General features: G+C 45.1%; 14 protein-coding genes and 1 pseudogene. 4 read left to right on the top strand and 11 right to left on the bottom strand.

From position 1 onward, the window contains the following. The coding region (locus D9736_RS19365) for an Ig-like domain-containing protein (RefSeq protein WP_205712932.1) at window positions 1–2510 on the top strand (2510 nt) is incomplete at its 5' end. Between the two features lie 817 nt (window positions 2511–3327). Continuing rightward, window positions 3328–4470 (top strand): hypothetical protein, encoded by a 1143-nt coding sequence (locus D9736_RS19360; RefSeq protein WP_130236375.1) that lies wholly within the window; start codon window positions 3328–3330, stop codon window positions 4468–4470. 49 nt (window positions 4471–4519) lie between these two features. Here D9736_RS19360 and D9736_RS19355 read toward each other — a convergent pair whose 3' ends face one another. Next, window positions 4520–4858: a transposase gene (locus tag D9736_RS19355; RefSeq protein ID WP_130236376.1), complete on the bottom strand. Its 339-nt coding sequence runs from the start codon at window positions 4856–4858 to the stop codon at window positions 4520–4522. Window positions 4859–4939: 81 nt separating this feature from the next. Then, window positions 4940–5020 (bottom strand): annotated as a pseudogene (locus tag D9736_RS19350) (recombinase family protein); the annotation flags it as partial. A 393-nt stretch (window positions 5021–5413) separates the two neighbouring features. On the opposite strand from D9736_RS19350, the gene D9736_RS19345 reads away from it, so the two are divergent. Together D9736_RS19345 and D9736_RS19340 are read left to right on the top strand one after the other, a co-directional pair. After that, complete coding sequence (locus D9736_RS19345; protein WP_130236377.1) at window positions 5414–6619, top strand: AAA family ATPase; 1206 nt, start codon at window positions 5414–5416, stop codon at window positions 6617–6619. Continuing rightward, entirely contained in the window at window positions 6616–7587 is a 972-nt protein-coding gene (locus D9736_RS19340) for a ParB family protein (RefSeq protein ID WP_240725565.1), read from the top strand. Before D9736_RS19345 ends, D9736_RS19340 begins: the two co-directional genes overlap by 4 nt. A gap of 788 nt (window positions 7588–8375) precedes the next feature. Here the strand turns inward: D9736_RS19340 and cadA are convergent. The 9 genes from cadA to D9736_RS19295 form a co-directional block, all read right to left on the bottom strand. Then, window positions 8376–10508, bottom strand: a complete 2133-nt coding sequence (gene cadA / locus D9736_RS19335; protein WP_130209511.1) for a lysine decarboxylase CadA — start codon at window positions 10506–10508, stop codon at window positions 8376–8378. Between the two features lie 77 nt (window positions 10509–10585). Beyond that, window positions 10586–11917, bottom strand: a complete 1332-nt coding sequence (gene cadB, locus D9736_RS19330) for a cadaverine/lysine antiporter (protein WP_130236378.1) — start codon at window positions 11915–11917, stop codon at window positions 10586–10588. Window positions 11918–12280: 363 nt separating this feature from the next. After that, window positions 12281–13798, bottom strand: coding sequence for a lysine decarboxylation/transport transcriptional activator CadC (cadC, locus tag D9736_RS19325; RefSeq protein WP_130236390.1), 1518 nt, complete (start codon window positions 13796–13798; stop codon window positions 12281–12283). 338 nt (window positions 13799–14136) lie between these two features. Beyond that, on the bottom strand, window positions 14137–15657 hold the full coding sequence (locus tag D9736_RS19320; protein WP_130236379.1) for a methyl-accepting chemotaxis protein: 1521 nt from the start codon (window positions 15655–15657) through the stop codon (window positions 14137–14139). 43 nt (window positions 15658–15700) lie between these two features. Continuing rightward, the gene (locus tag D9736_RS19315; protein ID WP_130209517.1) at window positions 15701–16210 is read right to left on the bottom strand and encodes a chemotaxis protein CheW; all 510 of its coding nucleotides are present in this window, start codon (window positions 16208–16210) and stop codon (window positions 15701–15703) included. A gap of 10 nt (window positions 16211–16220) precedes the next feature. Next, window positions 16221–18239, bottom strand: coding sequence for a chemotaxis protein CheA (gene cheA, locus D9736_RS19310; protein WP_130209519.1), 2019 nt, complete (start codon window positions 18237–18239; stop codon window positions 16221–16223). Window position 18240: 1 nt separating this feature from the next. Further along, window positions 18241–19200, bottom strand: coding sequence for a flagellar motor protein MotB (gene motB, locus D9736_RS19305; RefSeq protein WP_130236380.1), 960 nt, complete (start codon window positions 19198–19200; stop codon window positions 18241–18243). Further along, the gene (motA, locus tag D9736_RS19300; RefSeq protein WP_130209523.1) at window positions 19197–20090 is read right to left on the bottom strand and encodes a flagellar motor stator protein MotA; all 894 of its coding nucleotides are present in this window, start codon (window positions 20088–20090) and stop codon (window positions 19197–19199) included. Before motA ends, motB begins: the two co-directional genes overlap by 4 nt. Window positions 20091–20327: 237 nt before the next feature. Continuing rightward, a complete protein-coding gene (locus tag D9736_RS19295) occupies window positions 20328–21065 on the bottom strand; it encodes an RNA polymerase sigma factor FliA (protein ID WP_130209525.1) in 738 nt (245 codons plus the stop codon). Between the last annotated feature and the right edge of the window lie 82 nt (window positions 21066–21147).

The raw sequence follows: 21147 nt of genomic DNA, 5'->3' as shown, positions 1-21147 counted from the left end.
CTGACGTCACCGTGGATAAAACGCAGGCTATTGCCGACGGCAAGGAGCTTATTACCTACACCGCAGCAGTAAAAGATGCTAAAGGCAACCCTGTTACAAATCATAAAGTGACCTGGAGCGCCTCTGGTACGGGTGTTACGCTTTCAGCACCGAGCACAACAACCAGTGCCTCGGGCGTCGCGTCCGTCACGCTGTCCGCATTGAAAGCCGGAAATGCCGGAGTCACGGCCCAGGCAGAAACAGGTGCCGGGTTTAATGCGCCACAGGTAACCTTTATCGGTGACGCCCGCACTGCGCAGCTTACCGACCTGAAACTCAGTAAACAGAACGCACTCGCTAACGGCGCCGATGAAGTTTTTTTCACGGGGATCGTGACGGATGCGAACAGCAACCCACTGTCGGGCATCAGTATCAACTGGGCAGCAATACCTGCTACAGGTCTCCTGTCAACGGCCTCCAGCACGTCAGACAGCAACGGCAACGTGACGGTATCTCTGACCTCAAAACAACGTGGGGAGCATCAGATCAGCGGTAACATTGGCCATGCTGCCAGCGGAGCACTGGTAACATCAGGCACAGTGAAATTCACTGAGGATGCGACGTCTGCTACGCTGCAAAGCCTGACAGCAGATAACACCAGTGTCACTGCCGGTAAAGGTATTGTTACGTTGACCGCTCAGGTTCTGGACGCATCCGGTCACCCGGTCGCGAATAAACCTGTTGTCTGGCAGTCTGACAATGCCGCAGGTGTTTTCAGTGAAACAACATCGAACACCGATGCGAAGGGTAACGTGAAGGTGACTTACATCAGCACGCTCGCGAAAGCCACCACCATTACGGCATCCAGCGACAATCACAGCCAGAAAACTATTCAGCTAACCATCACGCCTGATATACAGAGTGCAAAACCGGTTAACGTCAGCGCCAGTAAAACCAGCGCAATGGCGAATAACAAGGATGTGGTTACCCTGACCGCCACTGTGGAAGATGAATACAAGAACCCCGTCAGCCAGAGTGAGGTGACCTGGCAGGTTCAGCCAGCAACAGGTAAATATCATCTTACCGGCAGTCCGCAAAAAACCGACGCCCAGGGTCAGGTTACAGCAACGCTCACCTCAGAGGATGTACTCGCCTGTCAGGCTGTGGCGACCATCAATGGTGTAAGTCAGTCATCTGAAACCATCAGCTTTGGTGCCGATGCGGCTACTGCCGCAGTCTCTGCGCTCACCCCGTCCACAACAACGGATGTGGCAGCAGGTGATAACATAACGCTGAAAGCCACAGTGACGGACGAAGCCGGACATCCTGTTATTAACCAACGGGTTAACTGGAGCTCCGATAATACCAACGGGATTTTCCAGCCTGGTAATGTCACCGACACCAACAGTCAGGGTATCGCGGAAGTTGCTTATTCCACCACCAAAGGAGGTGCGTCGCAAATTACTGCGGGTATTAATCAGTCCAGCCAGACTGTAACGGTGAATGTGACTGGCAATATTGCTACAGCGGCCCTGTCTGACAGCAAAGTGGACAAAACCCAGGCCGTAGCCGATGACAAGGAACTCGTAACCTGGTCGGTTACTGTCAAAGATGCCCACGATAATTCGGTTAAGGGCGTGCAGATCGACTGGACCAGTAACGCCCCGAATCTGACGTTAGACGGCACCAACAGTCTGACGGATAACCAGGGCGTTGCCACCGTCAGCGGACACACGAAAATCGCAGCCGTAACAATTGTCACCGCCACCATACCGGTGAATGGCACACAGCTTGCGGCACCTGGAGTCACCTTTATTGGAGATATTAAAACCGCAAAAATGGATACAATATATAGTAATAAGTCTATTGTTGCCCCTGATGGTAAGGATAACGCAACCTATGAAGCGATAGTGACGGACATCAACAATAACAGGGTCCCTGATGCTACCGTTAGCTGGCAGACAACACCTGGTTTCTTCCTTTCTGCGGAAACGTCAAAAACCGATGCCAACGGAATTACAAGTGTCACTATTCGAAGTACTAAAGTAGGAATGGCGACGACAACGGCAAGCACGAATGGTTCAACGATAACAGATCCAGACATGGCGTTTATGACAGAGATATCTGAACACTGGGTCATCAATACTGACACAGCCCAAACTATGTCTGCGCATCTGAGCGCCCCTAACCTTTACACAGCATTTATCGTTGCTCCCCCCACGATGGGCCCAACAACACTATCATCAGGAAACAATCCCGATAATGAAGTGATTCAGACACCGATCATCGATGAACACGGCAAGGAGTATACGCTCAAGTTAAGGGCAAGAAAGCTTACAGCTTGTGGTCTTTATTCCTTCAACACTGTGATTGGTTGTGGGCTTTCTCTTGCGAGAAGTTTATTTGACTGGTCGCGCAGCGATAACCCCGACCTTCCTGCTGGACATTACACCGGTTTGATCCATTACATTCTCACCGACGGAACATGGAAATTTGAATACAATATGACGGTGGATTTAACCATTAACTAAACAGAAATCACTCCAGCATCCGATAAGGGTGCCTGGCTAACGCAGTGAGATTACCTACTGCATCAGTCTGAATAACCACCAATGTCCTGTGCAATAAATATTGCGCAGGACATTTTTTATCAAAAATATCCTGAGATTACCGATTTTTTGGACTATTGACCTGACGCGTATTGACTGAAAATAGTGCCATCAGAGTTCCATCAGGTTGAACGCAACACAACAACGATATCATCCAGACAGGCGCTTTATTTACGTCATCAGCTCTACGTAACCGGCCTTCTGCCCCGCTCCGATCTGGCGAATAACGCCCAGAGATTCTTACTACTCAGTGGATAGGTGAGACTCAACCCGCTATTTGTGTGAATATCACCTTTAATCAGGTAGTCAAATTTACTGTGCCACTACAATCACTGATATCACAGATTTATAATAAAAATATTTTCTATATACATCTAATCATTTTAAAATAACTCAAACTATATCAATATATAACTTGTAAATAACAACAACTCTTTTTTAATTCTATTAATATTTATAGTGTCACTTGGCCATGAAATAAAATGTTGCATCATTAGAAATGAAGATTTATTTATGAATAAAAATACAGTTGCTTTTTTGGTCATCAGTAATGATGAAATATTGATGGCAGCAACGTGATATATAGTTGTAATCCTATTCCGTAAAATAAAACAACAATTGTGCTTCATGTTCAGATCTAATGAATTAACACTTTAATCCATTACAAGTACAAAACAGGCAGTTCATCGGCAACCTAATACTTTTTTGGGTTACAACTTCTACTTGAAAATAGGTTATTATGAAAAATACAGACGCTACGTTTAACTGGGATCCTGAAAGTAATCAGTCTTTTGACTATCCCAGAGAAGTCACGTTGAGGGGACCTGCAGAAGCATTTAATAAAATGCAAGGATGCGGGCTTGAAGTTTACGGTATGGCTACTGGTCCTGTTCACGTTGGTCCTGTTCAAGCTGGTCCTCTTATTCTTCTCCCGGATAGTACAGGAGCCGACGTTATTAATTGGTCTGTACCAGCTACGAAGGATAAAAATTCCACTTTTCTGTTTTTGGAAAAAGCTGATTTCCGTATTGCAGGTGACAAAAACTTAAAAACCATAACATTAACTGATTCCTCGAGACATCGTCCTTATTTCGCAATTGATTTCAAATTGTTCGATGATAGCCGTGTTACACTGGAAAATCTACGCGCTGTTTTCCTCGGAATGTCAAGGTTAGATACAATTAAAAGCCCATACCTTACTGGTATTCAGAATTCAAGATTCATCATTTCAGCAGAGTATATTGAGTTGTTTTATAACGCTATAATATCAGGATACAGCACACTTGATGTGCAAGCCAATGAAATTTCAACAAATAACATCGCGGGCAGTATACTTAGCGGATTGAGGTTTAATAATAATTCTTCACTCTTACTAAATGTTAGATTAGAGCAACATACTGACTCAAATTTAAACCTTTCGAGTAGTTTATCTTTTTATGATTCATCTTATGGAAATATTTTCGCAAGGACTATATGTAATGATGTCCCTGATAACAACGAAGGAGATTATGTTGCGATAGATGCTTTTGATAATTCGACAGTGGATATTCATACAACTCAGTTTTCACAGGGGAATGGGATGGGTAAGATTATTCAGTTGTCAGGTAGTGCAAAGGTAACTATTAATCCATTGAACAATACTATCCCAATTGCTCCTGTGCAAGAGTTACAGAAACCAACAGGAAAATGCTGGGCAGGAATGATTAACTTTAAATCCGGTTCAAAAGCGACTCTAACATTAGCTGCGGCAACTCTTCAAAACCTGCCAGATGTAATGGCGTTAAATGACTTAAAAATCGTGTACGTAGATGAGATGCCAGTTGATATTTTAAGTAGTTTCAATATTTCATTTAAAGATGGGATTGTCTTAAAATTGAAATGATTTTCTATATCACCTTGAATTTCTGTTTGTAAATTATGGCGTTGTGGTTTTATTTTCTGAATGCGACAGTTTTATTAAATGACACTGTCGCATCTTTCATTCTGGCTTCCTGTCGGTCTTCATTTGTACGCTCCAGGACCCTCCGGCGTACAGCCAGCGCCACTGCCGACAGGATGGTCATCACCACTTGTCCCATATCACCATCGGTGCTGCTCCCATCGTCAATAAACCTGACGGTAACGCCCTGAGCGTCAAATTTCTTCTTCCAGTTGTAAAAGGTGGCCTCAGAAATACCCATCTTTCTGCAGACTTCCCCTACGCGGGTGCCGGTTTCGGCCTGTTTCAGCGCAAACGCAATCTGTTCTTCGGTATAACGGGTCTTTTTCATGGTAATAAGCCTCTCTGTTAGCAGGAAGAAAGACCGGAGACTTCAGTTTAGACTGGTACTGTTTTCAGGGAGGAGATCACCACGACCAAGACGTTTTAGCTTCTTCACCAGGATAACATCACCGTCTTCCACTTTCATACGTAGCAGATCCAGCCCCCTCTGTCGGTAGTGGGATCTGAACAACCACCAATAGCCTGAGCAACATCTATTGCGTAGGCTTTTTTTATCAAAAATACCCTGATATTACCGATGTTTTTGGACTATAGCCCTGACGCGTATTGACTGAAAATAGTGCTATCAGAGTTCCATCAAGTTGAACGCAATACAACAACGATATTATCCAGACAGGCGCTTTATGTACGTCATCAGCACGACATAACCCGGCCTTCTGCCCCACTCCGATCTGGCGAATAACGCCCAAAGATGCTCACAACTCAACAGATAAGTGAGCCGCTACCCGCTATTTTTACCTTATTGCATCTGAAATGTTTACTTTGCCACTTGTATGTAGCATTCTTGACGAAATTCATCATTTCAGCATAAAGGCAGAAAATCATGGATACGCCTGTCCATCTGTTAAAAGTTGCGCAACGTTCAGAGAAAATGCTGTTTTCTCTTACCGAACAAATTCAGTCACAGAAAGAAGAGTTGCAGGAAAACAAGTTTTATCAGGTCTATGCCAAGGCGGCGCTTGCCCGGCTGCCCCGTCTCACGCGCGCCAGCGTGGACTACGCCGTCAACGAGATGGAAGAAAGCGGCTATGTGTTTGATAAGCGCCCCGCTGGTAGCTCCACCAAGTACGCCATGTCGATTCAGAACATTATCGACATTTACCATCACCGTGGCGTTCCTAAATATCGCGACCGCTATCCATCGGCATTCGCCGTTTTCATCGGCAACCTGAAAGGTGGCGTGTCTAAAACGGTCTCTACCGTTTCTCTGGCCCATGCGCTACGCACCCACCCTCACCTGCTTTATGAAGACTTACGCATCCTGGTGGTTGATCTCGATCCGCAGTCTTCGGCAACCATGTTCCTCAACCACACCCGGGCCATTGGCATGGTGGAGGCCACCTCCGCACAGGCCATGCTGCAAAATGTGTCGCGCGAGGAGTTACTCTCAGAATTTATCGTGCCTTCCATTGTGCCGGGCGTAGATGTACTGCCAGCCTCAATTGAAGATGCGTTTATCGCCTCACGCTGGGATGAGTTATGCGCCGAACACCTGCCGGGGCAAAATGTTCACGCTGTGCTGAAAGAGAATGTGATTGATAAACTGCGCAAGGATTACGATTTCATCTTTATCGACAGCGGCCCACACCTTGACGCGTTTCTCAAAAATGCCATCGCCTCAGCCGATCTGCTGTTAACGCCGGTTCCGCCTGCACAGGTCGATTTCCACTCGACGCTGAAATATTTAACCAGACTCCCTGAACTGGTTGAAATTATTAATGAATCCGGCATGAAGTGTAATCTACGGGGCAATATCGGCTTCATGTCAAAACTGTCAAATAAATCCGACCATAAGCTTTGCCATAGCCTGGCAAAAGAGATTTTTGGCGGCGATATGCTCGATGTCGCGTTACCGCGACTGGATGGCTTTGAGCGTTGCGGCGAGTCCTTCGACACCGTTGTCTCGGCAAACCCAGCCACCTATATCGGCAGCAGCGAAGCGTTGAAAAATGCCCGCCACGCCGCTGAAGATTTCGCCCGGGCAGTATTCGACCGCATTGAATTTATCAGAACCAACGGAGTTGTATGATGAGCGCCAAGAGAGTCACCATAGGCCGTACCTTCAAAACCCCTGCGCTGCACGAGGATGATGGCGGACCGTCTCAGGAGCAAATCTTTACTCTCTCCACTGGGCGTCATGTTACTTTTTCGTTGCGCACAATCCCGGCCAATGAGGTCGAAAAAGGAACCTATGTCATTCAGGAGATAAACGGTCGCGATCAGACCTCGCTGACCAGCGAGTCCCTGAAAGACATTACCCGCACGCTCCGCCTGCAACAGTTTTTCCCTTGCATCGGTATTGAGCGGGAAGATGGTGTGGAAATTATTGATGGTTCCCGCAGACGCGCGGCGGCAATTTTGTGCCATACCCCGCTGAAAGTACTGGTCACCACTTCAACGGTGTCTGCCGATGAGGCTCGTAAACTGGCGGCAGATATTCAGACGGCGAAAGAACATAACCTGCGTGAAGTTGGGTTACGCCTGATGGCGCTTAAGGCATCAGGGCTGAATCAGAAACAGATAGCCGCACAGGAAAAACTGTCACCGGCCAAAGTCTCCCGCGCCATGCAGGCGGCCTCCGTTCCGCAGGAGCTGGTTTCACTGTTCCCAGTGCAGTCGGAGCTTCATTTTTCCGATTACAAATTACTGGCTGCGGTAGACGAAAGTCTCGCCGAGAAAAATGTCGAACTGAGCACGCTGATCGAACAAATTTCAGAAGATATTGATCTTATTCTGAGCGAAGGTGGCCTTGCGGAAGATGAGATTAAAAATAAGCTGCTGAAGCTTATTCAGAAAAAATCGTCTTTGCTGATCTCGCTGCCTAAAAAAGAGAAAGCGAAGGTCGTTTCGCTGTGGGCTTTTGATGACAAAGACCGATACGCGCGTAAACGCGTTAATGGCCGAACAATCTCTTTTGAATTTAATCGTCTGACAAAAGAAGTTATGGACGAGTTGGAGCAGTCAATTAATGACGTACTCGCCAGACATCTTGAGTAGGTGTTTTCGCGCGGACATCATGAATGTGCGCGGTAATGGCTATTTAGCCCGACGTAGTTTCTTGCCGGATGCGGCGTAAACGCCTTATCCGGCCTACAGATTTATGTAAATGTAAGCGCTTACTTCATGTAATAACCTGATATTGCTGACAATTTCAACAAAAAATATCCCGTTAACATCAGATAATTCAACGAGCTGACGTGCAGGAAAATGAATTACCCTTCACATCAGCTATATCAGCAGTCAAATACCTGATGGTGAAACGAAATACTCAGGCATTACCTATGAATTATAATTGTGCCACAACAGAACTATTCCTGCGATGACAACAAAAAAACCGATAACGCCGAGTAACAAACTGATCGATACCTGATGACTAAACTTAATTTTTCGGTTACTGAACATAATCTCATATCCTTCCATCTTGCTTCTCCTTTTTCTGTGCTGGTTAATAGCAGGTATATATTTTACAGAGCAACATTTATCTACAATACTTTTCTGGGTGAAAAGAAAGTTTTTATCTTATTTCTTAATTATGTTTAACTTTCTTCTCGAAATTAACTTTTTTGTAGTATGCGCACTATCACATACTGACACTCAGCGTAAGAGAAAACCATCAGGATTTGGCCTTAGTTTAACGGCCAGGAGATGTTGAGAATATTGCTAAAGAGGAATGAGCAGCGGAAAAAAATAAAGCCGGTGAACGACAGCATGTATTCACCGGCCCCTTCCAATAGATCGATATAAGACAGAAGGAAATAAACTGTTATATCAATTTACTACTTTAATTACTTAAGTACTTTCACGGTATAACGGCCATCGGCCTGGCGATACGCACCATGAATATCGGTTTCAAAGCCCGGATAATGCGCGCCAATTTCACACAGCATCTGCAGGAACTCCAGTACCGGACGGCTTTCAGCGGTGATCATTTCGCCAGGCATCACCAGCGGTACACCCGGAGGATACGGCAGGATCATATTGGCGTTCACGCGACCGACCATGTCATCCAGATAAACTTCTTCCACTTCGCTATGCAGTTCTTTCTGGAATGCACGATACGGCGTTACCACCATTTCAGGCAGAACTTCGAACGCGCGATACATCAGATCCGGCAAATTATGGTGAGAAATCAGTTTATGAATATTCTGTGCCAGTTCCTGAATACGCATGTCTTCATAGAATTCAGGATCTTCCTGATACAGTGACGGCAGCATGTTTTTCACACGCAGGTTTAAATCAAAGGCGCGTTTGAACTCGGTCAGACCACGCAACAGGCTCAGAGCTTTGGTTTTATCGATACCAATGCTGAAGAGGAAGAGCAGGTTATAAGGACCGGTTTTCTCAACGATAATGCCATGCTCATCAAGGTATTTCGCCACAATGCTCGCTGGAATACCGAAATCGTCCATCGTGCCGTCTTTCGTCATACCCGGCGTCAGCAGAGTGACTTTGATCGGGTCCAGATACATATGCTCGTTGTCAATGTTCTGGAAACCATGCCAGCCGTTGTCAGAATTGAGCGGCCAGCATTCAACCTGGTCAATCTGCTCTGGCTGCCAGACATCAAAGAACCAACCTTCTGATTCACCTTTTAAGCGTTTAATCTCTTTACGGAACCTGATTGCACGATTAATAGAGCCATCAATCAGACGCTTACCGGCATTACCTTTCATCATTGCCGCAGCCGTTTCAGTCGATGCGACAATACCGTAGTGCGGTGAAGTCGTGGTGTGCATCATATAGGCTTCGCTGAACGTCTCTTCGTTGACATCCCCTTTCACATGGATCATGGATGCCTGAGAAAACGCTGCGAGCAATTTATGCGTAGACTGAGTTTCGTAAATCACTTTACCTTCAACACGACCACCGCTCATCCCGCATTTACCTTTGTAAATTGGCGAGAAATTGGTGTAAGGCACCCAGGCGGAATCAAAGTGGATGGATTTTACGTCCAGCGTTTTCTTGATGTAGTCGGTGTTGTACAGCAGGCCGTCATAAGTCGAGTTGGTAATAACAGCATGTACAGGCCAGGTGGCATTCGGAGTTTCTTGCACGCGTTTGGCGATGGTTTCATGCTGAAATTCGCTCTGCGGAATACCGCCTAAAATACCGTAAGCATTACGGGTCGGGCGGAAGTAGATCGGCGTAATATCGCTCATCATCATCAGATGGGTCAGCGATTTGTGGCAGTTACGGTCAATCAGCACAGTGCTGCCCGCCGGAGCGGAATACATACCGACGATTTTGTTAGCGGTTGACGTACCGTTGGTGACCATATAGCTGCGTTCAGCGTTGAACACGCGAGCAATATACTCTTCCGCTTCTTTGTGCGGACCAGAGTGATCCAGCAGAGATCCCAGCTCAGATACCGAGATGGAGATGTCTGATTTCATGGTGTTTGCACCAAAGAAGTCATAGAAAATGCTACCGACAGGGCTTTTCAGGAATGCCGTACCGCTCATATGACCAGGGGTACAGAATGTGTACTTACCTTCACGAACATATTTGAACAGGGCTTTGGTCAGTGGCGGCAGAATGGTATCGATATATTCGTCAGTATTTTGCTTGATTTTTAAGGCGATATCTTCTGCCGCGCCCAGCGCGTATTCGAAGAAACGCACCTGCATACGCAGCTCGTTAAGGCTGACATCCAGGGTAGAGTGAGTATTTGCAAACGCATACAGTGGCATGTACTCATTCATGGCGCTGATTTCTTCGCACAGAGCAAGATTGTACTTATCCCAGTCGAAGATCACGCCGCAAAGTTGAGCATTATTTTCAATCAGCTTCAGCAGATCTTCGCGGTCGTTTGGATAGACAACGTGGAAGCCCCGTTTTTCAAGGGCGCAATGCAATTCACGGATAGGCTCTTCTTTAAAGTAAACACCCATCTGATTCATTATCGCGATAACGTTCATATTTATATCTCCTGATAGAGCTGGCTCCTCCCGTCTCGTTGTGGGAGAACGAGAGGAACGCAGAGAAACGAAGGGAATTAGTGGGTGTCTACGCTGCTAACGTCGTCAGCAGCATGTTCGCGCTGGTGCAATTTACGACCGTAAAACATCAGGATTATCAGGCTGACGATAAATGTCCCGGTCAGCTCGAAGGACGTGGCGCCTGACAGAGCGATGAAGCAGAAGACACAACCCAGCACTGAACAAACCAGGCTGGCGCTGTTACGCAGGTTGACGCCTTCGAAACGAATCAGATCAACACAGGAGTAGAAGTAAGGAAGCATGGTTAACAGCACGGCGATCCCGGTTAGCACACCAAACAGGTCAGAAGCTTTACCACCGGTAGAGTTCATCACCGTGATCAACACCATCAGGGCTGTCATTTTCACCGCTGCAAGCAGCAGGCCTTTTTTAGGGATGTTATTACTGTCAACATCACCATAAACTTTCGGGAAGTTGCCGTCGTTTGCCGCACGGACACCCGCCTGGCCAACCAGCATCATCCAGGAACCGAGGGAAGTCAGACAGGCGAAAGCGGTAAAAGCAGAAACCACCGGTGCGGCCCAGCCGCCAAACATCGTCGCGGCGCTAACGGCGAACGGAGCACCAGAAGCAGCCATACGGTCGGCAGGGAACATCCCGGAAAGCACCTGGGTTGCGGCAATATAAACAATACCGGCCATTGCCGTGCCAAGCATGGTTGCCAGCGGAACGGTGCGTTTTGGATTCTTCACCATGCCGCTGCTCACCGCAGCAGATTCAACGCCAACGAAAGCCCACAGGCAGAGCAGAATACTGTTAATCACAGCGCGGCTGTCAGTCGTACCGGAGGTGTTCCAGTTCGCCTGGTAAGTCGCCAGATCAAACCAGTGCCAGCCAATAACAGCAGTCAGCGCGACAGGAATCAGTACCAGTATCAGGCCAATCGTCGTCAAACGACTCACCCAGGTACCGCCAAGCATGTTGACGAACGTAAAGATCCAGACGATAGCAATACAGGCAATGCCGGCTGGAATTGGGCTATTTAATACAGGGAAGAAAGTAGAAAGATAAGAGACTGCGGTAATACCAATAGCAAGGTTACCGATCCAGTTCGCATGGTAATAAAGAACACCGGTCTGGAAACCGAATGCCGGAGATATTTCCCCCGCATAAGCAATTGGACCACCTTGTTGCGGGTTTTTGGTCGCCAGGCGGGCATAAACATAGGCCAGCGACATCGCGCCAATAATAGAGATAATCCATCCCCAGATTGCAATACCACCAATGCTGGCAAGATTCGCGGGTAATAATGCAATCCCGCTGCCCATCATATTACCGGCTACCACGCCAGTACAGGCAAATAGCCCGATCTGTTTGGCAGAACTCATATTTTCAATCTCCTGGATTTAATATTCAAGGCACTAGTCAACATGTAAACAACGCTGCAGACTGGCCGACTACAGAAAAGAGTACTAATTCAGGAGAATGAAGTCCTAAAGATAAAATGAATAAACAATAAACGATATATAAATGATGTTTTTTAGAGAACCATAAAGGTTATCTGGATTATCTACGGTTATCATGAAAAGATAAATCTTGTTGAATATCAACAAATTAAAGTAACTTTCTTAAGAATAAAACCGTAGTTCATCTGACTTATGATGGATTACGTAAAATATAAATACGGTGACTGATGACATGAAAAAAACGCCTTATCATATTATTTAAGAAAAAATATGATAAGGCTTCATTTATTCTGCTGAAGAATAATTTTCAAGGTAGGGTACGATGCGGTTTAGTGATGTCTGGAATATTCCGTTTTTAATCCAGTACAGCGTGTTTTCACCAGGACGCAAATTAAATGCGGTAATATAGGCATCAGCAGCAAGACGGTTTTCGCCTTTCATTTCGTAGACTTTTCCCAGCAGGATATAGTTTAGCCAGGAGAGCTCATTTCGGATACCAAGATTAATTGCCTGATACGCCTCCTCCACGTTGCCACGATCTAACAAATCGACAGTTTTAATCTGATAGTAAATCGCTGAATCCTTGATCCCTGGGCTGTTACGAATTTTCTCCATCGAGGCATATAACGTTTTAAGCTGTTTGTCATCAAGCAACTGCTGCGTATGGCGAAAAATATCGATCAATGCTTTTTCAGCATTAACATAGGTAAATTCCGGGGACTGTTTCGCCACGTCTTCGAGGATTTCACTGGCTTTGTTTAGCGATGCAGCATCCCCCTGCATTAACAACTGATGTGCTTCAAAAAAATGTGCCAGAGACTGACTTTTAATGGGTTGATAATGGTTCATCATTTCCGTCATTTTGTCTGACCAGGATAGCGAGAGCGCCGATGATAAATTGCTCAGTAAATCATTCTGGATCGCAACCTCATTAGACCCCGTAATGAAGTAACGTTTATCCAGCATAACCTCGCCGTTCGCATGATCGACCAGGCGGACAGACATAAAACATTGCTGTGCGCGATAGTGACGTTGATTGAGAAACTCCAGCGTTAACGTTTTCCCTGAATTTCCCGAAACATGGCCACTGTAGTTTATTTTGTCATGCACCATATAATTAGAAAATGTGTTAAGCGTGGATGTCACCAGGCTTCCTAAGCCAACGGCATAAAAAAGCTGTAAATTCCAGTTATTACATGCATTTCCATTAACGAGGTGTATATCAATATCAAGTGGATTCAGCAGAAGCTGAGTATTGGTCGTCGTTAAATTAGATTTAATTGCTGTTTTTGCAACCATAAATACACAACTGAGCACGGCTAGTAAAAATATAGCCCAAACGATAACAACACGGAAATGATGATATTTACGCGGCTGATTATCCGTTAATTGAGGTGCGGTAATGGTGGGGGCATTGGTCGGTGGCGGAGTATCAGACATAATATCGGATTGTTCAGGCGTCAATTCCATTTCTTCAGCACACCATATTACCGGCGCGGTGAGTTTATATCCACGCTTGGGGATAGTAACGATATATTCATTATTTTCATCATCATCGCCATTTTTTAATGACTTGCGTAATTCAGAAATAGATTGTGTTACAACGTGGCTGGTAACGATATTACGCTTCCACACATGGTCAATCAACTCATCGCGCGTAAGCACCTCTCCGGGGTGATGAGCAAGAAAAACCAGAAGATCGATTAATCGCGGTTCGAGTGTTGTCCGCCGCCCGTTGCAGCTGATTTGATTAACATCGGGACTGACTAACCATTCGCCCACTCGAACGACAGGTTGCTGCATAAAATTAGCTCCAAAAAACGGCTTGTTATATGCAGATATTAACACCCTCTTCAATTGTTGCATCTGTTTCCATATTATTAACCATAAAATAAGTTAAATCTGTAGCAAAAATAAACCAACTTAAGATATTTAATGAGATTAACTCAGGTGTTTACCCTGGCTAATATAAAGGCATTTATATTAATCCTATATAAATAGATTAAGCCTACTACTAAAAATTAACCAGTCCAAACCAGGAGTAGTAACGAGAAAAACAGGAATAGTAATCGTAGTTATCGACAACGATGGCAGATATAACACCCTGGTAGGGTGCTATATCTGATGTGCATCGGGGATAATCAAAGATCATTAATCGGTAATTTAAAGAAGGCGATCATTTCCTGTAATTGTCTGACCTGATCATGCAGACTCAGTGCGATGGTTTCCGATTCGCCGACCAATATGCTATTACGCTGCGTCACGCTATCCATTTCAGTCAGTGCATACGCAACCTGCTGAATTCCCTTGCTCTGCTCTTCAGACGCCTGTGAGATATCATTCATAATGCTGTTGACATCATAAATGGCATCTACCATTTCATTAATCGTCTTACCCGCATTGGAAGCCAGCGCATTGCCTGTATTAACATGTTCAACGGCTGTGGTTATCAATTCATTGATTTCTTTTGCCGCACTGGCGCTGTTTTGAGCCAGATGCCGTACTTCACTGGCAACGACAGCAAATCCACGTCCATGATCTCCGGCTCTTGCCGCTTCAACAGCAGCATTAAGCGCCAGGATATATGTCTGGCGAGCGATGTCATCCACAACTTTGTTAATTTCCGATATCTTTTTAACACTTTGCTCAATAGTACGGATGGTTTCCGTAACCGCCTGCGCCGCCGTCAGCCCTTCCTGTGCCGTCGTATTTGCCGCGCTGGCAAATTCATTCGCTTTTTTTGCGTTGTCAGCATTATGCGCGACTGTCGTACTAATCTCTTCCATATTGGCAGCCGTAAGCTGTAATGCCCCCGCCTGCTCCTCTGTACGAGTTGACAGGTCGCTGTTGCCATGCGCCATTTCATCAGTACTGTCACTGATTAATTCAATTGAACTTTTAAACGTTGTAAGGATTTCGCTTAAATTGAGCCGCATAGTATCCAGTTGCTCAATAACTTCGCCAATTTCGTTTTTCTGACCGATGTCTAAGGTATGGTTAAGTTCGCCATTAGAAATTAAAGAAAAGCATTCTTTAATGTATTCAAATCGTGAGAATACTTTATTTTTTAACCATAGCCAGCCAACAACCGATAATATTATCCAAAAACCGAAAGAGAATATACTAACATAATAAGAGTCAGTTAACAGACAGTTAATAATATCCTTAGCTTCAGGCTCATCATATTTATAGACATAATCATCCAGAGCATTTTCCTGAATAACAAAATTATCGACCTCTTTTTGCACTTCACTCAGTCGACCCGAACTAAACGCCTTTTCAACATTTGCAAAAGCATTACTGACTGCCTGAGTGGATTTCGAACCAACTTTAGCATCATCAGAAATTACATTCAGATACTCATGGAAATAATTTTTAGCAGATTCCATGTTATGCATGGATTTACTATTGTCACGGTAATCCCATTCTTCAAAGACAAGTTCAAGCGCTTGCCGTGTCTTTGACAATTTATTGATCTGATCTAAACCTGTCGTTAGCCTGAAAACGTTATTCTTAATCTCAATAAAATGATATAATGTTATAATATTTGACATAGTGAAGAGCAAAACAACAAAAGAAACGGCAATAATAAAAGTTGTTTTTAGAGATAATGAGTCAGGTAAGAACCTGAGCTTCTCGCTGATTTTTGATGAAAAAATCATTATTCACCTGACCTGTAAGCATGAAAATTACTAAAGCAACATTTTAGTCAACTGATATTTCTGCTGTACGCTCAACCAATTGCATTTCTTCACTGTTAAGCAATTTTTCAATATCTACGAGAATAAGCATTCTGGAATCAAGCGTACCTAAGCCAAGCAAGTAATCCGTAGCTAATTTTGCGCCACTAAAATCAGGTGCCGGGCGAATTTGTTCGGGTGACAAGGAGAGCACATCAGAGACACCATCGACCACTATCCCAACTATTTTATTAGAAAAACTTAACACGATAACGACTGTGTTTTCATCAAATGCGACAGTGTCGAGATGAAATTTAACGCGAAAGTCAACTACAGGTACAATAACGCCGCGAAGGTTTGTCACACCGGCAATAAAATCAGGGGTATTCGCAATGCGTGTAACACGTTCATAGCCGCGAATTTCCTGAACCTTTAATATCTCGATCCCATACTCTTCTTGTCCAAGAGTAAAAATTAAATATTCATTACCGACATTTTCTTTTGCCGACTGCTTATCGTTATCTGTGAGTTTCATAATGTATTCCTTAATTGAGAACCTTGCCGGAATCCACTATTGCAGGCGTCATTGCTGTTCTGGAATAAAGCGCAGCAACATCCAGGATCATAGCTACGCTGCCGTCCCCCAGAATAGTGGCAGCAGCAATTCCCGGCACCTTACGATAGTTTTGTTCGAGATTTTTGACGACAACCTGATGCTGACCAATCAGTTGATCAACCAGTAGCGCATAACGAACGCCAGCACTTTGCACGACGACCGCAATACCTTCATTTACACTCTGTAAATCACTCTGGATACCGAAAAGATTATTCAGCTCTATGAGGGCCAGATATTCCTCTCTGACTTTCAATACCAGCTCACCGCCGGACATTCTGTTTAACGGCATTTCCAGTAACATCAGCGATTCCATCACTGCGCCAAGCGGAAGAACATAAATTTCTGACCCAACGCGTACAGACATACCGTCCAGAATTGCCAGCGTCAGAGGTAATATTATCCGGATAGTGGTTCCACGCCCCTGCTCTGAATGGATTGTCACATGGCCGCCCATATCCTGAATGTTTCGTTTCACGACATCCATACCAACACCACGACCGGAGACATCGGTAACTTTCTCTGCGGTGGAGAAACCCGCTGCAAAAATGAGCATCCAGACTTCTTCATCGCTGGGGTTATCACTAATAGCGACGCCCTGCGCATGAGCGCGATTAAGGATTTTTTCTCTGTTGAGGCCGGCGCCATCATCCACGACTTCGATAACAATATTACCGCCGTGGTGCTCTGCCGATAGCGTCAGGCTACCGGTAGCAGGTTTACCATTAGCGAGCCTGACATCAATCGGCTCAATACCGTGATCCAGACTATTACGTACCAGATGTGTAAGAGGGTCGATAATGCGTTCGATTAAACTTTTATCCAGTTCAGCAGAACCGCCCCACAGCGTCAGTTCTACCTGTTTATTTAATTTATTAGCAAGATCATGAACTAAACGCGGAAAACGGCTGAAGACATATTCCATCGGCATCATACGGATCGACATCACCGATGCCTGCAAATCCCGTGCATTACGTTCGAGTTGCGCAATACTGTTAATCAGCGAATCGTACTGAGCAGGATCCAGCCCCGCAGATAACTGTGTAAGCATGGTCTGGGTGATAATAAGTTCACCGACCTGGTTAATTATCTGATCTACTTTTTCTACGGCGACACGAATACTACCGGATTCAGTACCTTGTTTACGGGATTCGCTGGCACCACGCAGTTTTCTTGCTGGCGCAGCGCCAGTCGGGGAACTGGCTGTTGCAGAAAATCCACTATCGTTTGTTTCTCCCGCAACACCGCCTGTATCCGGACAGGTATTTTCTACAAAATCGTCATCACAAACATCAATTGTGATTTGTTCTGGTTCCAGAATAAAACATAATACCGCCAGAATATCATCCGCAGCGGTAGTGGTAAACATACGAGCCTGCAGGCTGCTTTTCTCAATTTTAAGATCCTGCAACTCGCCAAGATTTTTAAGTTCCTCAACAAGAGGTTCGAAATCCTTTTCTCCCAGATCCCTGAGGGTAATCTTTAAAATATCTTCTCCCGTTCCTGTATCTTTTTTACTTTCTTTTATCGGCTCGGACTGAGTGTTGTTATTAACAGTGCCCTCCCTGGATTCCAGGGCCATCTGTCTCAGTGCCTCGCAAATATACCGGTAGCTGTCCTCATCCGGCGAGCGGGAAGATTTATATGCATCAAGTTGATCCTGCATAATATCCTTACTTTCTAAAAAAAGATTAATGATGCCTTCATTGAGCTGGAGTTTTCCGCTGCGGGCATCATCCAGAATATTTTCCAGAATATGCGTTGTTTCCTGCAATATGGTAAAACCAAATGTCCCCGCGCCGCCTTTAATCGAATGAGCGGCTCGGAAGATAGCGTTCAGGCTTTCCTTATCAGGCGTTCGCGGATTAAGCTCAAGCAAATGCCCTTCCATATCTGCCAATAGCTCATCGGCTTCATCAAAGAAAGTCTGATAAAAATCGCTGATATCCATCTTATTTCGTCTTCTCCTGAACAGGAATTTCGGACGCGGGGTGTAACGGCGGGTTAGCGGTGCCAAGTGTGCTGGATGGCGCAGAGAGTTTTTGTTCTGTCACATCACTGTTAAGCAACTTATCCTCGTTCATAATTTCTTGTTCTTTCTCTTCACTCAGCACGAGGATACTGATACGACGGTTGACGGGATCGTCTTTCGCTGTACCGGTCTGATTCATACTGTCAGCATCACCGATAACCTGTAAGAATTTGCCAACTTCCAGACCATGATTAATAAGTATTCTTCTCGCCGCGTTAGCACGATCAACGGAAAGTTCCCAGTTGCTATAGCCTGCGTCGCCGCCGGCATAAGGCAACGAATCAGTATGTCCGGTTACCATTATGTGATTCGGTAATTGGTTCAAAACAGGCACTAATGCCTCCAGAATTCCGACCATATAGGTTTCCGGTGTCCAGCTACCAACTTTAAACATCGGGCGTTCCTGGCTGTCCGTTATCTGTATCAACAGTCCATTCGGGGTCAACGATAAACGTAAATTTGAACGGAATTTGTTCAGACGGGCATCCGTCTTCATGATGTCGTGCAGCTTTGACTCTGCATGCTTCAGCGTTTTATTTCCCGAATAGAAATGATCTTCCTGCTTTTGCAAAACAGTTTTCTGAACTTCCCCATTCTGATGAACAACATCCTCGCCACCGCCGGGAATAATACTTTGGCTCTGAGTATCTTTGTCGCCATGTTCGGCCATAGGTACGCCGATGGGGATTTTGAAATACTCTGCAAGCTGATGACGCTGCTCTGGCGTGGAGGAAGAAACCAGCCACATAACCAAAAAAAAGGACATCATGGCAGTCATAAAATCGGCATAAGCAATTTTCCACGAACCACCATGTAAACCTTCTTTTTTATTACCTGAGCGTCTTACAACAACAATGTTGCCGGTCCCGTTGTTCTTCATGGGGCCTCACCTGTGGAAGAATTATTGGCCGAATATTTCGCCTGGCGAACATGTTCCTCAAGCTCGGCAAAGCCCGGACGTTCGCTGGTAAAGAGGGTTTTTCGACCGAACTCAACCGCAATTTGCGGCGCAGAACCATGAATACATGACAGCAACGTAGTTTTAATACACTGAAGCATTTTTATTTGCTCGGCACTTTTCTGCCGTAACAGAGACGCCAGCGGAAGCACCAAACCATAGGCCAGTAGGATCCCTAAAAAGGTTCCCACCATCGCATGGGCTATCAAAGCACCAAGTTCAGCGGCGGGTTTATCTACTGCGCTAAGGGCGTTTACGACCCCCATAACGGCCGCCACAATACCGAATGCCGGTAAAGCATCACCTGCAGTCTGCAAACTGTGAACCGTTGTTTCATATTCCATTTCGCAGGTTTCAATTTCCTCATCCATTAAAGATTCCATTTCAAAGGCGTTCATACTGCCACTGATCATCAGTCGCAGGTAATCAACCATAAAATTCATCACGCTTTTATCTTTCAATAAGCGGGGATAAGAAGAAAAAATATCACTGCTTTCAGGATCTTCAATATCATTTTCCAGTGACATTAGCCCTTTTTGACGTCCTTTACTTAGCAGTAAAAACATCATGGCCAGTAAATCCATGTACATTTCTTTTGAGTAAAGTGCCTTAGCCCGGAATAAGACAGGAAATGTTTTTATAGTTGAACGAATAGCCTTGCCATTATTACCAACGATAAATGCACCCAGACCTGCGCCAGCGATAATCAAAAATTCGGTTGGCTGATATAATGACATCAGATATCCTCCGGCGAGGACATAACCACCAAACACAGTCACAAAAACTACAAAATATCCTAATAAAACAAGCATGTTCGCTCCTTACCATCGGTCATGCCTGGTATAAAAAAGGCTGACAGAGATGTTCACTACGATGAAAAACTACCGAACATCCCGACGGCAGCGTAAACAACGACAAAGAGAAATCTCTATCGTGATAATAAAATCACGAAGGCGAATGCTCATGGTTGCATATCTGTACAGGAGGTACGACAATCACATATTAGATAATAATATCTGTAACTGAATGACCAACCTCAGGACATCAAGTTATTGCAGATTAATATCTGCATGCATTTCAAGCCTTGCTCTTAATCTTTTGATTGTCTGACTGTGTAATTGGCTGATGCGTGTTTCTGTCACAGATAACAAGAGGCCAATCTCTTTCATATTAAGATCCTGCTGATAATACAGATTTAATAGAAACTGCTCTCGCTCGGGTAACTGCTGAATTTCTTCACTAATTTTCTGCATAAGATCTTTACGCAGAATATCGTTTAAAGGATTTTCCTCATCAGTTTGAAATTCAGAAAGTTCGAACCCTTCAACCCCATCTTCCATCAGCTCATCAAGCGAACATATCAGGCTTGAGTTTGTTTCCTGTAAAACAGTCTGGTAATCCTGCAGCGACATTTCCAGTTCCGCTGCGACTTCTTGTTCTGTCGCTGCATTGCCGGTTCGCTGTTCCACGCGAGCTATCGCTGCGCTAACTTCACGCGATTTTCGCCTTATGCGGCGCGGCGCCCAGTCATTTTCACGCAGTTCATCAATGAATGCCCAGCGAACACGCTGCGCCAGAAAAACTTTCAGTTTCACCCCCATACTGGGATCAAACTGATCGACTGCGTTCATCACTGCTATTGCACCAGCCTGCATCAGGTCATCCAGTTCAACCCCGGCAGGGAGTCGAGCTTGCAATTTAAGGGCTTCGTGGCGGACCAATCCGCCAAATTGCGCCCATAAATCACTCTTATTATATGTTACAGCCAGATTATATAACCCCTTCACTTTACCATATTCCGTATTATTACAATGAAGGCTTATTATTCGGCATTCCCGGGTAATCACATAGCCTGATAAAAGCGATTAA

Source organism: Escherichia sp. E10V10 (genome assembly GCF_004211985.1).
GTDB lineage: Bacteria > Pseudomonadota > Gammaproteobacteria > Enterobacterales > Enterobacteriaceae > Escherichia.
Note: the sequence above shows the minus strand (reverse complement) of the source record. Positions and strands in the feature narration are given on the sequence as shown.

Bases quoted from the DNA above. Each gene is read 5' to 3' on its own strand.
- D9736_RS19360 (WP_130236375.1), top strand. From the start codon at position 3,328: ATGAAAAATACAGACGCTACGTTTAACTGGGATCCTGAAAGTAATCAG.
- D9736_RS19355 (WP_130236376.1), bottom strand. From the start codon at position 4,858: ATGAAAAAGACCCGTTATACCGAAGAACAGATTGCGTTTGCGCTGAAA.
- D9736_RS19345 (WP_130236377.1), top strand. From the start codon at position 5,414: ATGGATACGCCTGTCCATCTGTTAAAAGTTGCGCAACGTTCAGAGAAA.
- D9736_RS19340 (WP_240725565.1), top strand. From the start codon at position 6,616: ATGATGAGCGCCAAGAGAGTCACCATAGGCCGTACCTTCAAAACCCCT.
- cadA (WP_130209511.1), bottom strand. From the start codon at position 10,508: ATGAACGTTATCGCGATAATGAATCAGATGGGTGTTTACTTTAAAGAA.
- cadB (WP_130236378.1), bottom strand. From the start codon at position 11,917: ATGAGTTCTGCCAAACAGATCGGGCTATTTGCCTGTACTGGCGTGGTA.
- cadC (WP_130236390.1), bottom strand. From the start codon at position 13,798: ATGCAGCAACCTGTCGTTCGAGTGGGCGAATGGTTAGTCAGTCCCGAT.
- D9736_RS19320 (WP_130236379.1), bottom strand. From the start codon at position 15,657: ATGATTTTTTCATCAAAAATCAGCGAGAAGCTCAGGTTCTTACCTGAC.
- D9736_RS19315 (WP_130209517.1), bottom strand. From the start codon at position 16,210: ATGAAACTCACAGATAACGATAAGCAGTCGGCAAAAGAAAATGTCGGT.
- cheA (WP_130209519.1), bottom strand. From the start codon at position 18,239: ATGGATATCAGCGATTTTTATCAGACTTTCTTTGATGAAGCCGATGAG.
- motB (WP_130236380.1), bottom strand. From the start codon at position 19,200: ATGAAGAACAACGGGACCGGCAACATTGTTGTTGTAAGACGCTCAGGT.
- motA (WP_130209523.1), bottom strand. From the start codon at position 20,090: ATGCTTGTTTTATTAGGATATTTTGTAGTTTTTGTGACTGTGTTTGGT.